At 42.2% G+C, this 16,895-nt stretch carries 8 protein-coding genes and 2 pseudogenes; 6 read left to right on the top strand and 4 right to left on the bottom strand.

Annotated features, from left to right (window positions below; genetic code table 11):
• Positions 1-20 precede the first annotated feature (20 nt).
• Positions 21-1,463: an AAA-like domain-containing protein gene (locus QUA33_RS16765; RefSeq protein ID WP_445243255.1), complete on the bottom strand. Its 1,443-nt coding sequence runs from the start codon at positions 1,461-1,463 to the stop codon at positions 21-23.
• A 35-nt stretch (positions 1,464-1,498) separates the two neighbouring features.
• Between QUA33_RS16765 and QUA33_RS28265 the strand changes: the two are divergent.
• Positions 1,499-1,954 (top strand): annotated as a pseudogene (locus QUA33_RS28265) (hypothetical protein); the annotation flags it as partial.
• A 155-nt stretch (positions 1,955-2,109) separates the two neighbouring features.
• Complete coding sequence (locus QUA33_RS16760; protein ID WP_333099456.1) at positions 2,110-3,024, top strand: NF038130 family PEP-CTERM protein; 915 nt, start codon at positions 2,110-2,112, stop codon at positions 3,022-3,024.
• 123 nt (positions 3,025-3,147) lie between these two features.
• Here the strand turns inward: QUA33_RS16760 and QUA33_RS16755 are convergent.
• Positions 3,148-3,741, bottom strand: a pseudogene (locus QUA33_RS16755) (AAA-like domain-containing protein); the annotation flags it as partial.
• Positions 3,742-3,768: 27 nt separating this feature from the next.
• Positions 3,769-7,356, bottom strand: a complete 3,588-nt coding sequence (locus tag QUA33_RS16750; protein WP_333149635.1) for a WD40 domain-containing protein — start codon at positions 7,354-7,356, stop codon at positions 3,769-3,771.
• A 166-nt stretch (positions 7,357-7,522) separates the two neighbouring features.
• Here QUA33_RS16750 and QUA33_RS16745 point away from each other — a divergent pair, with 166 nt between their 5' ends.
• The gene (locus QUA33_RS16745; protein WP_333149633.1) at positions 7,523-8,149 is read left to right on the top strand and encodes a Uma2 family endonuclease; all 627 of its coding nucleotides are present in this window, start codon (positions 7,523-7,525) and stop codon (positions 8,147-8,149) included.
• On the opposite strand, the gene QUA33_RS16740 is transcribed toward QUA33_RS16745, so the two are convergent.
• Positions 8,150-9,439: an AAA-like domain-containing protein gene (locus tag QUA33_RS16740; RefSeq protein ID WP_333149631.1), complete on the bottom strand. Its 1,290-nt coding sequence runs from the start codon at positions 9,437-9,439 to the stop codon at positions 8,150-8,152.
• A gap of 684 nt (positions 9,440-10,123) precedes the next feature.
• Between QUA33_RS16740 and QUA33_RS16735 the strand changes: the two genes are divergently transcribed.
• From QUA33_RS16735 to QUA33_RS16725, 3 genes are all read left to right on the top strand, one after another.
• Positions 10,124-11,677: an ATP-binding protein gene (locus QUA33_RS16735; RefSeq protein ID WP_333149629.1), complete on the top strand. Its 1,554-nt coding sequence runs from the start codon at positions 10,124-10,126 to the stop codon at positions 11,675-11,677.
• Between the two features lie 105 nt (positions 11,678-11,782).
• Complete coding sequence (locus tag QUA33_RS16730) at positions 11,783-15,463, top strand: GAF domain-containing protein (RefSeq protein WP_333149627.1); 3,681 nt, start codon at positions 11,783-11,785, stop codon at positions 15,461-15,463.
• Positions 15,464-15,658: 195 nt separating this feature from the next.
• Positions 15,659-16,876 carry an adenylate/guanylate cyclase domain-containing protein gene (locus tag QUA33_RS16725; RefSeq protein ID WP_333149639.1) on the top strand — a complete coding sequence of 406 codons (1,218 nt, stop codon included), beginning with the start codon at positions 15,659-15,661 and terminating at the stop codon, positions 16,874-16,876.
• Positions 16,877-16,895: the final 19 nt, after the last annotated feature.

Genomic DNA, 16,895 nt, shown 5'->3' with positions numbered 1-16,895 from the left:
AATTTAACCGGCTTCTCAATTCACTTATCATAGACCTTTAGTTTTGTCAAGTCCGAATACTGAACTGACGCCCTAGAACTTTTTTTCTCTACAGCTAGTCTTTTTTGTTCTTCTGTTAGTCTGGCTTCAATTTCTTTAGCCCGTTCTGCTTCCAATCCTACCTGCATTTCTCTTCGGTCTAATTCTTCAGAAGCGCCTAAAAACTGATAATCTAAGTCACTCAAACTTTTACCCTGGGCCCAAGCTTGAGCATTTTTCAATGCCTCTCCGCGCAACAGTCGGGATTTATCGGTCTGCTTGGAAGTTATCCAAGCATCAAAGGCTTGAGAGTATGGACGCAAGGAAGCGAGATGTTTTTCTACCCATTTTTTGTTAAATACTTCTTGATAAATCTGGTTTCTTACCTGTAAAAAACCCTGGTATTTTACTACCAAACCAGACAGCAATAGTTCTACCTGTTCTCGCGAGTCATCCGTTGGTACTTCCACTCCTTGTAAGATTTTTTGATAGATGCCTAGTAGTCTGCCAGCACGTTGCTCATTTCTCAGGATGCGATCGCGTATCGTTTTTAAATGCTCCGGTTCGTCTTGAGATTCCCAATTCTCGATGATGCGCGATCGCACGACCGATTCCACAAAAAATCCTTCTGTTCCAGGTGGAATCATCAGCAGGTCAGTGTGAGATTCTCGCGTCGCTCTTACTATCAATTGACACAGCTTTTGGCTCAAAAATGGTTGCCCAGAAGTCCAAGCTAATATTGATTTGATAATTGCCTCGGCATTACTAACTACACTCTCTAACCCTTGAGTTAAAGGAGAGGCTTCTTCTAAGGAAAAACCGGGCAAATCGATTGCTTGTCCGATATTAAAAGGTGTCCGCTTTTTATCGGCGATTAAATCGCTGGGCGTAGCTACTCCGAAAATCGCGAAGGTAATTCGGTTGTATTCTGGATTAATGGCTCGTTGGTTGTAACAATAACGAATCAAGGCGAAAAAGTCATCTACGGGAAAATCTAAGCTTAAAATACTATCAATCTCATCGACAAATATAAAAATTCGCTCTTCCGGAAATCTTGCTAATAATATCTCTTCAATAAATTGACTCAATCTTTGCAGGAGAGAAACTTCTTCTTGTTCTTGCCACCAGGTTTTTAAATTGACTTTTCCTACAAGATGGAAACTGCGCCACAAATCCCCAACGATTCCTTTGTACCACTGTAAGGGAGTAATGTTTTCGCTGCCGATGCGGGTCATGTCGATCGTGCTGCATTGAAATCCTTCGGCTTGCAGGCGGTGCAGGGTGCGAACGAGAAGGGAAGATTTGCCCATTTGTCGCGAATTGAGAACGTAGCAAAACTCGCCGAGTTTTAAGGCTTCATAAAGTTCGATATCTGCTTGTCGTTGGACATAGGTAGGCGCATCAGTTGTGAGACTGCCACCAATTTGGTAAGAGTAATCTTTCATAGTTGATATTTAATTGTTATCGTGTAAAATGAGCAGGAAAATATTACCATATAAGCACTTTGGAGATTGAATCTGAACGATCAATGACTCGCCTTAAATAAATTTAATTTATAAAGTTGTTTAGGAAAGACTTTAAAAAAGAAGACTATAGAAATTATATTTTAAATTATATTTTATATCGGCAATAGCCGTCCAACCTTAAAGAGAAAAGAGGCAAGTCGAAGTGAATTTATCACCATTCACGATGTTCATTGGGGCATTGAAACTTTCATATAGCCGTCAAACAAGTATGTGCAATTTGTCGGTTCATGGTGAGAGACACCTTCGCGATCGAGACTCACATATTTTCCTCACTTCACGCCTTTATCAAATTGGAGTTGATGCGCTCTAAAAAGATAATTAGCAATTGGTATGAAGTCCAAAGAAATCTGTTCACTTTAGTTGTCCGTGAGTATATTTTTGCGAACCTTAGCAGTGATGGCACGATGTAGAACGCATAGATAATGTTTTTTGTCAATCCTTAAGTCCTAGATTTACCTAATCTTTACATTTTCCCCACCAAAAATTAGCCCAACCTTTACATAATTACACCCAAAAGAGAGTTACAAATATAACAGACAAACAGTCATCCCTCGGAGGTATTATTATGGCAAAGGCAGCGTGGAAATTTTTAATGAGCACTTCATTAGTGGCTAGCATGAGCGCAATCACAGCGGCCTCATCTTTTGCTGCCTCTTTAACAAACCCTACTGTCTCTGGAACAGCCGGCACTGACTACTTGCTCTACAAACAAGTTGGTAATCAAACGGTTCGCGACGACTCAGCCTCTTTATCCACTGTATTAGAAGGTTCCGCGGCGAGCCCTGGTGGGAACGTCGAACTGTTTGCCAATAGCGAAACGAGCTTGTACACGACTCCCTTTTCTTCTGTCGGTCTTACCAATTTCAAGACAGCTCCCATTACGAGCTTGACTGGCTCCCTCTTCGGCATGAATCTTATCCTCAGCAGCCTGAATGGAGCAGACTGGTTTACAACCAAAAAAGGTACCTATGACACCAGTTATGGGGCAGATAACCTCGCTAACAGATGGTTTAAAGATGTCTTTGCTGCTAACGGGTTCAGCAGCGTGATTAGTCTATTCGGTTCAACCATCTACAATACCGGTTTAAATGCAGGCGTCTTCCAACGATTCAGTGACTCCAACGTTTCTTATGTGAATCAGGACACCGCTACCAGTGATATTAAGATTGGCTTAGCCGGTCACTTCGATGCAAAAACACTATTACTAAAATCCCTACCGTCTAGTGTCGTGGGGATATTGGGCACCAAACCGCTACAAGCGAGCGAAGTTATCAAAGTGACCTACGGCGGCGTGACTCAATACAAGTACAGTTTTAACGCCACTGGGTCGGGACTTACAGCAGCAGACGACGGAATTTCTCACAACGGCAACTACGAACTCACAGTCCAACCAGTACCAGAACCCACCACGATGTTAGGACTTGCTCTTGGCGCAAGTGGTTTGTTGGCGGCTAAGCGCAAGCGGACCAAAATCTCCTAAATTTTTTTTACTAAACTCCTTTTTGTTGTGAAACCGCAGTTCAACGCAGATTATGAACTTTTCATCTGCATTTACCTGCGGCTTTTTTATAGCAACCGCCTTGGCGGTTAAGCCATAGACTGAAGGAGTGCGATTTTTATCTACTATTAAATCGCGGGGCGTAGCTACCCCGAAAATCGCGAAGGTAATTCGATTGTATTCTGGATTAATGGCGCGTTGGTTGTAACAATAACAAATCAAGGCAAAAAAGTCATCAACTGGAAAATATAAACTTAAAATACTATCAATCTCATCGACAAATATAAAAATTCGCTCCTCCGGAAATCTCGCTGATAATATGTCTTCAATAAATTAACTCAATCTTTGCGGGAGAGAAACTTCTTCTTGTTCTTTCCACTAGGTTTTCAAGTTAAATTGCCCTAAAAGATGAAAGCCACGCCCTAAATCCCCAACGATTCCTTTATACCACTGTAAAGGAGTAATGTTTTCGCTACCGATAGGGGTCATGTCGATCGTACTGCATTGAAATCCCTCTGCTTGCAATCTATGGAAGGTGCGAACGAGAAGGGAATATTTGCCCATTGGTCGCGAATTGAGAACGTAGCAAAACTCGCCTCGTTTTAAGGCTTGATAAAGTTCGATATCTGCTTGTCGTGCGACATAGGTAGGCGCATCAGTGGTGAGACTGCCGCCAATGTGGTAAGAATAATCTCTCATAATTGATAGTTCATGGTTGCGGATAATTTAACGATCGCCCACTCGATCGCACAAATGTCTGTCCTCCTCCTTCACATCAGCATTTGTTCGCAAATAATCTCGCACGCGATCGCATCCAGAGGCTAGTACCCGATCTAACTCTACACTCTGCTCTAAATTCCAGAGAATTACTGTTTTATCCTCTGAAGCAGAAGCAAGAGTTTTACCATCAGAACTAAAAGCCAAAGACCCAACTCGTGCGCTATGTCCAATTAAAGTGGTAATCTCATTGCCGTCACGTTGCCAAAGTTTAATCATACCGTCACTACCCCCTGTAGCGATCGTTTTATTGTCAGGACTAAAAGCCACACTCCAAATTCCAGAAATATGTCCCTTGAGAGTGTGTAGCAACTTACCATCACGACTCCAAAGTTTAGCCGTTTTGTCATCACTCGCCGACACAATTACCTCACCATCAGGGCTAAAAGCTACGCCAAAAACTAAACTCTTGTGACCTTGAATGGTCTTAATTAACCTCCCATCAAGCCGCCGCCAAAGCTTAACAGTCTTATCTCCACTGGTTGAAGCAATAACCTCCCCGTCAGGACTAAAAGCTACCCCCCAAACCCCAGCTTTATGTCCTCTGAGGGTAGTCAATTCGGTTCCGTCTAACTGCCAAAGTTTGACTGTTCTATCCCCACTGGAAGAAGCTATGATTTTGCCGTCAGGACTAAAAACAACTCTCCTCATATCAACTCCTCCTGAGAGAGTCTTCAATAAGGTGCCATCAGCACTCCAAAGTTTAACAGATTTGTCTGCACTAGCTACAGCAATAATTTTGTTATCGGGACTGATGCCAACACCACTAAACGCAGAGTTACGCCCCTCAAATCGCCTCAGTAACTTACCGTTTCTGTGCCAAAGAAAAACCTCGTTTCCACTTGATGAAACAACTAATCCTTGATTTTTGCTTAAAGCTACTCCCCAAACGCCAGCAGTATGTCTCCGTAGAATTGTCAGCAAGGAGTTGCTTAATTTCCAAAGTTTAGCGGTGCCATCAAAAGATGTCGAGGCCAGATATTCGCCATTGCGACTAAATGAAAGATCGCTAATTGCGCTGTCATGTGCTTTGAGGGCGGTGAGCAAGGTGCCGTCAATGTTCCAGAGTTTGAGTATTTGGTTATCAGAACCAGAGGCGATAGTCTCTCCATCAGGGCTAAAAGCTAATGCCTGAATTCCTGCCTCATGGGCGGCAATAGTTCTTAACAAAGTGCCGTCACGGTTCCAGAGTTTAATAGTACCGTCTCCAGTGCCCGCAGCGATCGCATTACCATCAGGACTAAAGGCAATAGATAAGACTGGAGATTGAGGTTGTGAAAGCGTTTTCAGCAAGGTGCCATCACGTCGCCAAATTTTTACAGTGCTATCTTCAGAAGCGGAGGCAATTAACTTTCCATCGGGGCTAAAAACTGCTTTCCTGACTACGCCAAGATGCCCTGTTAATGTTTTGAATAATGTGCCATTGCGCCGCCACAGTTTCACCGTACTATCTTGGGAAGCTGAGACAATCAATTCTCCATCAGGGCTAAACTTGACGCTGTAAATTGGAGCTTTATGTCCTGTGAGAGTGTGTAAAGGTAGTGCTGCTTTATCTGTGCTACTGTTAAGCTGCCAGAGTTTAATTGTTAAGTCTCCACTCCCAGAAACAATAAGCTGACGATCGGGACTGATCGCAATTCCTATAACTGGTGCTATATGTGCTTTGAAAGTGCGAATTAATCTGCCATCTTGATGCCAAATTTGAACATTTCCGTCGCTTGTCCCCACAGCGACAATCTCATCATTAGGACTAATGGCTAAGGCATTCATCCAACCACTATTGCCTGAAAAACGGTTATATTCAATTGCTCCATAAATTGCTCGACGTAGCGCCGATTCAACCATGCCATTTGTCTGGCGATCTGTGCCTTTTAATAGTTGTAGTTCTTTTCGGGCTTTGAGGGCTTCTATTAAGGCATCTAACCGCTTATCTAAGGCAAATAGGGCTTCGGAATACCGCGTTATGCTTTGAATTTTACCAATTTTTTCGTTGCGTTGGCTTTGATTGGCTTGATGATATTGTGAAAAGGCGATCGCTCCCAATCCTAAAGCTAAGATTAATGCCATACTCAGTGTTACTATAAAGTGTTTTTGTCGTTTGGCATTTTTTTTCTGCTCGAACAGTCGTGCTTCAACTTCTGTTAGTCGTGCTGCTTCTAGTGCTTGTTGCACTTCGATTCGGTCTAATTCTTCACTTTGGGATAAAAACTGATAATCTAGGTCACTTAAACTTTTTCCTCGCGCCCAATTTTGAGCGTCTTTCAATGCTTGTCCCCGCAATAGGCGCGATTTATCTTGTTGTTTTGCCGCCCACCAGGCATCTAAGTTTTGCGAGTAAGGACGTAGTAATCCTAATTTGGTTTCGATCCATTCGCTGTCAAAAACTTTTTGATAAATTCGATTTTTTACTTTCAATAAACCTTGTCTTTTTTCTACCAAGCCACTGAGTAGCAATTCTATTTGTTCTCGACTGTCATCGGTTGGCACTGGCACACCTTGCCAAATCTTCTGGTAAATTCCCAGCCATCTACCCATGCGTTGCTCGTTTCGCAAGATGCGATCGCGGATTGTCTTTAAATGCTCGGGTTCATCTTGCGATTCCCAGTTATTGATGATGTTTTCTGTCACCACCGATTCCACAAAAAATTCCTCGGTTCCCGGTGGGATTTTTAAATCCCGGCTGTGGGATGCGCCCGCTATTCTTACCACTAATTCACATATTTTTTGAGTTAAAAATGGCTGCCCTTCCGTCCAAGCTAAGATTTCTTTGAGAACTGCTTGCGGATTGGCTATGACATTTTCTAACCCTTTCGCTAAGGGTTGCGCTTCTTCTAAGCTAAATCCTGACAAATCAATTGCTTGTCCGATATTAAAAGGTGTCCGATTTTTATCGGCGATTAAATCGCTGGGCGTAGCTACTCCAAAAATTGCGAATGTAATCCGATTGTAGTCGGGATTAATGGCGCGTTGGTTGTAACAATAACGGATCAAAGCAAAAAAGTCATCCACGGGAAAATCTAAACTTAAAATGCTATCAATCTCATCGACAAATATAAAAATTTGATTGGTAGCAAAGGTTTTTAATAAAATTTCTTCAACAAATTGACTCAATCTTTGCAGGAGAGAAACTTCTTCTTGTTCTTTCCACCAAGTTTTTAAATTAACTTTTCCTAACAAATTGAAGCTGCGCCACAAATCCCCAACGATTCCTTTATACCACTGTAAAGGAGTAATATTTTCGCTGCCGATGCGAGTCATGTCGATCGTGCTGCATTGAAATCCTTCTGCTTGCAATCTATGGAAGGTGCGAACGAGAAGGGAAGATTTGCCCATTTGTCGGGAGTTGAGGACGTAGCAAAACTCGCCTCGTTTTAAGGCTTCATAAAGTTCGGAATCGGCTTGTCGCACTACGTATGTAGGCGCATCACTGGCGAGACTGCCACCAATTTGGTATGTTACCTGGGTCATGCGGTTGATGGGTGGGTTGAAAGGTGAAAGTTTATAAAAAGAGGTAGTCCGATCCTTAATTTTTGTCACCCTCCCTACTTAATTATAATCCCTCCTTAAAATTTACGTTTTCAGAGTAGTTTGTTTAAAAATAATATTGACCCAGTAACGAGTGGAAGTTATTTTACAATATAAATCGCATAATGTTATTAATTTATATTAACATTGAAATTAACAGCAAACAAGGAGAATCAATATGCTCGTTCAAGAACAACCGACCCAGTATAAACAAATGACCCTAGACGAGTTTCTGGACTGGTATCCAGAGGGTGAAGGTCGCTTTGAACTACATGATGGAACTGTTATAGAAATCCAAGCAACTGGAACTCGCGAACAAGTAGGGGGCTTCCTCGCCCTTGAAGTGGGAGTAGAAATTAAACGTTTGGCTTTGCCCTATTTCATTCCCAGACAAGGAATTATTAAGGCTATTGATTCTGATAAGTCTGGCTACAGCCCAGATGTGATGGTATTAGATTGGCAACAAATCGAAACGGAACCAATGTGGAAAAAGCGCTCGACTATTACCAGAGGTGAAAATATCCGTTTAGTCATCGAAATCGTGAGTACGAATTGGCAAAATGACTACTTCATAAAGTTGGCAGAATATGAAAAATTGGCAATTCCTGAATACTGGATTGTCGATTATTTAGGTTTAGGTGGCAGAAGATATATTGGCAACCCCAAGCAACCAACTATTTCCGTAAACCAATTGGTTGATGGTGAGTATGTAGTTAATCAGTTTAGAGGTGATGAGATGTTGCGATCGCTCGCTTTCCCGGATTTAAACTTAACGGCAGAACAGATTTTTCAGGTGGGGCAATAACTAAATAAAGTTGTGCGAACCAAAATAGAGGCGGTACAACTCGCAGCTTAGCGTACAGCGGTTGTTATCGATATAAATCAGCCCCATACTAAATAATTTAGAAGCCACTATCGGATCTAATTCCACTCCGTGTTCCGATTTTACCACTTGTTTAAGTGCAACCCCAAGTTCGGGATACTCTTGCAATGTTGCCCAAAAACTCCGCAAGTAATCTTTATAAATTCCCGCTATTGTGGGAGCTTCTTGTAGTAGCTGATCTAGGGTTACATTGTTTTGACAGAGGTGGTAAAGAGCTAGCCGCACCAGATAAGGATGTCCCCCCACCATTGCCATGAGTCGATCGGCATCGGGGCTATCTGTCCAATCCAGTCCGTGACGCTGGGCTAAAGCAAGTATCTGCTCTTCTGTAAAATAGGGCAATTGCAGCGGTAAACCGACATTAAAAGGCGATTCAGTGAGCTTTAAAGGAATATAAATTTCTGTGGAGTGAAGAACGATTAACCGCAGTTTTCCCAAAGTTGCAATCCGCTTTGCTTCTTCATGCCAGCTTCGCAGCAGCGGCAAAAATTCTCGGGCAATTTTTGGATACTCAAAAATTCTATTTACTTCATTTAAAGCTAACACAAGAGGGGTACTCATTTCTGCTAAAATATATTGTTGCAAATAGATGGTGCAGCTTACTTTGCTACCCATGTCTTCATCCCAATAATCATCTAATAGAGGTGGTAATTCTAGGTGACGGCTGATGTTGGCACAAAACCAGCGTAAAAATTTATCGATATTGGCTAAGACAGCTTCCTCGGCTTGCTGAAAATCTAAACTTACAGTTCGATAGTCAAGAGAAGTCGCGCGCTCTAAAATCCGTAGCAGAAGGGAACTTTTTCCCATCTTCCTGGGAGCTTTAATCCGCAGCACACTTCCGGCTTTAGTAATCTCTCGATAGGCGAGTTCTTCAATTAGCGGGTGAGGGATATAAAATGGCGAATCTAGGGGCACGGGAGAGCCGGGAAATTCTAAAGGTGTTGCTAGGCATTTGCTGCGGGTGAATGCTTCAATTAATTCTCGTTCCTCTGTAGTCAGGGAACGTGATTCTACACAAGAGCGAAAATTTGATTTGCTAATAGATGTCTGCAAGATTTGAGAGAGAGATTGCCACAAGGATGAGGCGATGTTTCTCAGGTAATGCTCTCCGTAATGAGAGGCAGATGCGATACTTGTATAAGTCTTTCCTTCCCAAACTTGGCGGAGTATGATTTCTTGTACGGGATATAAATCTTTTTGTAATCGCACACGAGTTAGCTGTAGTACCTCATCTATCGTCATAACTGGCAATAACCATATAAGTGTATCGTTGATATTATCACTTATGATTGAGTGTAAAGCTCCGAGCGATCGCCTATTGGATTGCGACACGATCCTGTAGCGACATTGTTCGTGGGGTAATTGGTCAAATTGGTTAAATCTCCCCCGAAGAGTATCACTATCAATAAAGAATTCCCTCGCGGGGAGGGGGCGGGTGTATTTAACCTGCCTGCACTCTTCAAGGGTACAAGAGTAAACCCACCTCTACAGGTTTTTGATAAAGCTTCTCTTCATTAAGTTAAATCCGTGAAATCCGTTAAATCAGGTGATTACCCCGTTGCGTGACCGATCGCTGAGTGCTATAACCTAATTTCAATGGGCGCTGGCGCTCCTACTGGAAAGGGATTTGCGCTCAGTTTTTCTCGCTAGCTGGCGAAAATGTCATGCCGGTGTCACAGTTGGTAGTGAAGGCAGAATTAATAATGTGACAGTTGACTTTGCTAAAGCTGAGTCGATTGATGTTACTTTAATTAACAGTAGTTTCATCTTGCTGCATCTACTCATCACAAGTGTTAAGTCCGAAACTCTAATTCTTATTTTTCTGCCAGCCGTTTTTAAAATTATCCTGTAACCAGCTTTTAAAAAAAATTAGCAAATAACCGAGTTAATTTGATGCAAATGGTTGATGAAATGTTTTCAAACTATTTTATTCCTCACGGTCATTGCTACTTGTGGAAGCCGGGATTAGTGGGGCTACACGTTTTGTCCGATGGTTTGATAGCTGTCGCTTATTTTTTGATACCGATCGCGCTGATTTATATTGTCAAAAAGCGGCAAGACTTGCCTTTTGACTGGGTTTTTATGCTGTTTGGCTCTTTTATAATCTGCTGCGGGATTACCCATATTATGGAAATATGGACGCTGTGGCATCCTAATTATTGGTTCTCTGGTTTTCTTAAAGGGATTACAGCGCTGATTTCGCTATCTACAGCCGCAGTGCTAGTGGAACTAATCCCAAAAATCTTGGCTATCCCCAGTCCAGATCAATTAGCGGTGGCAAATTTGGCTTTACAAAAAGAAATTGGCGAGCGCAAACAAGCTCAAGAAGCACTCTCGGAATTAATGCTAGAATTGGAAAAACGGGTGATGGAGAGGACGATCGCTTTAGAATCCACCAATGAACTTTTGCTACAGGAAAATCGCGATCGCTCTTTGGCTGAAAATTTATTGCGGCAGTCGGAAGCTAAACTGCTAGAACAAACTCAGCATTTAGAGAACGCTCTGCAACAACTTAAAGGCGCTCAAACTCAACTCGTGCAAACTGAAAAAATGTCCTCTTTGGGTCAAATGGTAGCTGGCATTGCCCACGAAATAAATAACCCTGTCAACTTCATTTATGGCAATCTGATTCCGGCGGAGGAATACATTAAAGAGATTGTGGCATTGATTAAGGTTTATCAAATTTATTACCCCACTCCTGCGCCGGAAATTGCAGACAAGATTCACACTATCGAACTCGATTTTATTTTAAAAGACTTGCAAAAACTTTTTGGTTCGCTCAAAATTGGAGCAGAGCGAATTAGGGAGATTGTTAAATCTTTACGGACTTTCTCCCGACTAGACGAAGCTGACATGAAAAAGGTAAATATCCATGAAGGTCTCGATAGCACTTTAATGATTTTGCAGCACCGCTTGAAAGAACAACCAAACCGTCCTCCTATCCAAGTGATTAAAGAGTATGGAGATTTGCCACTATTAGAATGCTACGCGGGGCAGCTTAACCAAGTATTTATGAATATTTGTTCTAATGCTATTGATGCTTTAGAACAGATTGTACACCAGGGATATGCGACCAACGGCTATTGGGAAAATAATTGCTGTGACCACTTACAAAACATTTCTTGCCCACTGCTAAAAATTCGCATCCGCACTCTTTTAGTTGATGGCAAGTGGGTGCAGATTCACATTGCTGATAATGGCACTGGCATAGATTATGATGCGATCGCTAAAATTTACGATCCATTTTATACAACAAAACCTATCGGTGCTGGTACCGGGCTGGGTTTGGCGATTTCTTATCAGATTATTCAAGCCCATGAAGGTTATTTGCGTTGCACTTCCGAGGTTGGGAGAGGTACTGAGTTTATCATTGAAATTCCTTTGCGATCGCAATTTAGCGAGCGCCACCTAGTGGAGAAGCAAGCTGTTATGAACAAGCTGGGTTGAGGCGTTAATAAATAATGCTGAATCCAGCTACAATTTTCGGTTTCTTTTATTTTTTGCCTAACTTAACCATCATCAAATCCATATTATCTACCAATAACAAGTATTATGTGGGAAGCACTCAAAAATATCTTTTCCCCAACTCAGTATATGCCTCACGGTCATTGCTATCTTTGGCAAACGCCTTTAGTCTGGCTGCACGTAACTGGGGACTTTTTAATCGCGATCGCCTACTATTCAATTCCGGCGATGCTAATTTATTTTATTTTCAAGCGGCGCGATGTTCCTTTTTTAAGAATATTTGCTTTATTTGGTGCATTTATTATTCTGTGCGGCACGGGTCACTTGCTAGACATTTGGACGTTGTGGCATTCCGCTTATTGGCTGTCGGGGATTGAAAAAGGAATTACTGCACTGGTTTCCTGCTTCACCGCCGCCTCGATGGTAACACTATTGCCCCAGTTTTTGTCTTTAAAAACACCCCAAGAATTAGAGGTCATAAATCGCAAGTTGCAGACTGAGATTGGGGTGCGTGAAGATGCTGAATTAGCGTTGCGCCACGCTTATGATGATTTAGAAATTAAAGTCCAAGAGCGTACCGTACAGTTGACAGAAATTAATGGTTATTTAGAAGCAGAAATAAGAGAAAGAATAGCCGCTGAATCTGCTTTGCGCGAACGAGAAACTAGGTTAACTGAACAACAAAATGGTTTGCTAGAATTAGCAAAAAATTCTAGTATATACGAGGGAAATATCGGCGAGGCGTTGAGAGAGATTACGCAAATGGCAACCCGTACTCTGAATGTTGAGCGGGCAAGTATTTGGTTTTATCGGGAAGATAGAGCCGCAATGTGCTGTGCGGATCTTTACGAACTGACGCCCAATAAACACAGCGCGGGTGCAGAAATGAAAGTTGCTGACTATCCTAGCTATTTCCAAGCTTTGAATAAAGAACAGGCGATCGCAGCGGTTGATGCCAAAACCGATCCCCGCACCCTAGAATTTAGCGAATCTTATTTGAAGCCTTTAAACATCTCGTCGATGCTAGATGTTCCTATTACCCATAAAGGGCAAATTGCGGGTGTAATTTGTTTAGAACATCTAGGAACGACCAGGAATTGGACGCTCGACGAACAAAGCTTTGCTAGCTATGTGGCGCAGATCGCAGCTTTAGCAATGGAAGCTCGCGATCGCAAGCAAGCCGAGTTAAACTTGCGTTCTGTCACCGAACGCTTGCAATATTTGCTGGCGACTACTCCGGCGGTGATTTTTAGCTGCCAATTAGGGGGAAATTATGATGTAACATTTGTCAGCGATAATGTTGTTTCAATGATTGGTTACGAAGCGCGAGAATTGGTTGATGGTTCCCTTGATTGGCATAGCCTGGTTCATCCAGAAGATCGAGAGATTGTTGATACTTCATTCGCTCAGATATTGGAAAAAGAATCGATTTCCTACGAATACCGCGAACGGCACAAAGACGGTGGTTATCGCTGGATATACGATGAGGTTAAGTTAGTCAAAGATGCTGCTGGTATACCTGTGGAGTGCGTTGGTTATGGAGTAGATATTACTTCTCGCAAACAGGCGGAACTAGCCTTGCAGCAGCAAGTAAAAAGGGAGCGGCTCGTTAATTCCATTCAAGAGCGAATTCGTTCGTCTCTTAACCTAGAAGAAGTAATGACAATGGCTGTTGAAGAAGTCCGGCAGTTTTTGTCAACTGATAGAACAGTTATTTACCGCTTTAATCCAGATTGGAGTGGATTTATAGCCGTCGAGTCTGTAGCTGTCGGTACGATGTCGATTTTGGGAATAGACATTAATGACCCTTGTTTTCGAGAAGGCTACGTCTCTGTTTACCAGCAGGGACACCTGCGCGCGATCGACAATATTTATACGTCAGGTCTTTCAGAGTGCCACGTTAATTTACTGAGCGATTTGGAAATTAAAGCTAACCTCGTGGTTCCCATTTTGCAAGGTGAAAAACTATGGGGGCTACTAATTGCTCATCACTGCCGCAGTTACAGGCATTGGACCTCTTCTGAGATAGAATCTCTGCAGCAAATTTCCGTGCAGCTAGCAATTGCCCTCCAGCAATCCACCCTTTTTGAACAAGCCAAAACAGAACTTGCTGAACGTAAATTAGCAGAAAAAGCATTACAAAAAGCTGTCGTAGCTGCTGATACAGCTAACCGCGCCAAGAGCGAATTCCTTTCTTCTATGAGCCATGAATTGCGGACTCCTCTGAATGCCATTCTCGGATTTAGTCAGGTGATGGTGCGCGATTCATCTCTCAACAATCTACACCAGCAGCACCTAGAAATTATTAATCGTGCCGGTGAACACTTGCTTGCCCTAATTAATGACATTTTGGAAATGTCCAAAATTGAAGCCGGTCGAAGTCAGCTTAATGAAAGCAGTTTTAATTTAATGCGCTTGCTAAAAACCTTAGAAGAAATGTTTCGATTAAAAGCTAAATCTAAGAAATTGCAGCTAAATTTGGAAGTGGGTGACGGCGTACCACACTTTGTTACTGGAGATGAAGGTAAATTGCGGCAAATTTTGATTAATCTTGTAGGAAATGCCATCAAGTTTACAGAGAGGGGTAGCGTTACTTTGCGAGTGAAAAAGAAAGTCCAAGAAAGTTTGGGGGCTAAAACGGCAGAGTTTTCGGACACACAAACAAAACTTGCCGACGCGGGTTCTGAACATTCCGAAAGCTTAGCGGTTGAAACCACAGCTATACAAAGAAAACCCGGATGGTGCACTGGTTTTAATCAGTCCGAAAGCTTGGCAGACTGTGATTGTGTAGGCACGAATGACTTTCACCCGGAATTGTTACGCCTTCAGTTTGAAATTGAAGATACGGGTCTTGGCATTGCTGCAGAAGAAATGAATAAGTTATTTGAACCATTTGAGCAAACAAAAACAGGTCAAAAGTCTCAACAGGGGACTGGATTAGGTTTACCAATTAGCCGCAAATTTGTACAAATGATGGGAGGAGATATTACTGTCAGCAGTACACCTGAGTTGGGAAGTAAGTTTGCGTTTGATATTCACATCAGCCTTGCCACTCCCAGCGAGATTAAAATCCTTAAACCGCAGAAAAAAGTAATTGGTTTAGCACCGAATCAACCAGAATACCGGATTTTGGTTGTAGACGATCGCGCCGATAACTGCCTAGTAATAGAGAGATTATTGTCACCACTAGGCATCATCGTGCGAGCAGCTAGAGATGGTGAAGAAGCTATTGCTGTATGGGAGGATTGGCAACCGCACCTGATCTGGATGGATATGCAGATGCCTGTCATGGACGGCTATGAAGCCACCAGAAAAATTAAAGCTCATCCTCTCGGAAAACAAACTGTAATAGTTGCTCTTACTGCTAGCGCTTTTGAAGAGGAACGACAAACTATTTTAGGAGCAGGCTGCGATGATTTCATGCGTAAACCCTTCGATGCAAAGATATTATTTGCGAAAATGGAAGAACTTTTAGGAGTGCGTTACATTTATGAGGAATCTGTTGATGCACCACAAGAAAATGAAATCAAAATTAGCGGAGGGACTAGCAATCAATCGGTAGAGTCACAACTAGGTCAAATGCCTATTGAGTGGGTAGAAAAGATATCTCATGCTGCTCATGAATGTTGCGACGATAAAATTCTCAAGTTGATTGAGGAAATGCCGAGCGAATTTGATTTGGCAGCACAATATTTAACTACTTTGGTGCAGGATTTCCTATTTGACGACATTATAGATATAGCGCAGTCAGCAGTTGCAACGGTGTGAAAACACCTGTTTTCAACTAATCTAAAGTTAGGAGGCTATTTCATTTAAAAAAGACCTAACATTAAGCCGCAATAGCGTCTCCTTGCAATCTTTTTTTTAGGAGAGCAAATCGAAATTTATACTGCTTCCTGTTTTTGAGGTAAACTTCTTAAGTGTTAATATCTTTTATCTTGACAAACTACCGTGAGTGATCGCATGGACAGCCATCAATATCCTACAATCCAAGCCAACATTTTAGTAGTTGATGATAAGCCCGATAATGTGCGGCTTTTATCTACAATCTTGACCGAACAAGGGTATCAGGTTCGTAAAGCGCTGAACGGACAAAGGGCGATCGCTACAGTGCAAGAGTTTCCGCCGACCCTAATTTTGCTGGACGTGATGATGCCAGATATGAATGGATATGAGGTATGTGCAAATTTGAAAGCTTCACCAAAAACCAGTTCCATTCCCGTGATTTTCTTAAGCGCCTTAGATGACGTTGTAGATAAGGTGAAAGCCTTTGATGTGGGAGCAGTTGACTATATTACTAAACCTTTTCACGGTAAAGAAGTATTGGCACGAGTGGCAAATCAGTTAACTATTCAAACTCAACAACAGTTACTTCAACAGCAAACGAAGCAATTCCAAGAACTTGTCGATCGTTTGCAAAATGAAATTAAAGAGCGGCAGGGGGTGGAGCTAGCTTTACGGCTTGCTCAAACAAAGTCGGATCATTTATTGCTGAATATTTTACCAGCAGCGATTGTTGAAAATTTGAAAAAGGGCGAGGGTTCTCCTGCCCAGAGGTTTGATTCAGCAACAGTTCTTTTTGCCGATATTGTCGATTTTACGTCTATTGCTGCTAGAATGTTACCTCTAGAATTGGTAAATGTATTGAACCAAATTTTTTCCAGGTTTGACCAACTAACTGAAAAACACGGTTTGGAAAAAATTAAAACCATTGGAGATGCTTATATGGTAGCGGGGGGGTTGCCGGTGCCGAGGGCAGATCATGCAGAAGCGATCGCGAATATGGCCTTGGATATGCAGGAAGCGATCGCTGATTTTCAAAATGACAGAGGCGAACCATTTCAAATTCGGATTGGCATTCATACAGGGCCAGTAGTTGCTGGCGTAATTGGCACTAAAAAATTTATCTATGACTTGTGGGGAGATACTGTTAATGTTGCTTCTCGGATGGAATGTCAAGGATTACCGGGATATATTCAAGTTACTACGGCTATTTACGAACTGTTAAAAGATCGGTATTTATTGGAGGAAAGAGGTGCGATTACGATTAAAGGAAAAGGAGAGATGAGCGTCTATTGGCTAAAAGGTAAACAAGATAATCCAGCGGTAGAAACCGATGCTTGTCAAACGAAGTCCACTCCTAGCGAACTAATAGATTACCCAAATACCCCACTTATTTAAGAAGTTGGGCATCTAACCT

The organism is Microcoleus sp. Pol14D4, assembly GCF_036701245.1.
Lineage (GTDB): Bacteria > Cyanobacteriota > Cyanobacteriia > Cyanobacteriales > Microcoleaceae > Microcoleus.
This window is presented reverse-complemented; position numbering and strand designations above follow the sequence as displayed.

Coding starts and splice junctions, on each gene's coding strand:
- QUA33_RS16765 (WP_445243255.1), bottom strand. CDS start 1,463: ATGAAAGATTACTCTTACCAAATTGGTGGCAGTCTCACAACTGATGCG.
- QUA33_RS16760 (WP_333099456.1), top strand. CDS start 2,110: ATGGCAAAGGCAGCGTGGAAATTTTTAATGAGCACTTCATTAGTGGCT.
- QUA33_RS16745 (WP_333149633.1), top strand. CDS start 7,523: ATGCTCGTTCAAGAACAACCGACCCAGTATAAACAAATGACCCTAGAC.
- QUA33_RS16735 (WP_333149629.1), top strand. CDS start 10,124: ATGCAAATGGTTGATGAAATGTTTTCAAACTATTTTATTCCTCACGGT.
- QUA33_RS16730 (WP_333149627.1), top strand. CDS start 11,783: ATGTGGGAAGCACTCAAAAATATCTTTTCCCCAACTCAGTATATGCCT.
- QUA33_RS16725 (WP_333149639.1), top strand. CDS start 15,659: ATGGACAGCCATCAATATCCTACAATCCAAGCCAACATTTTAGTAGTT.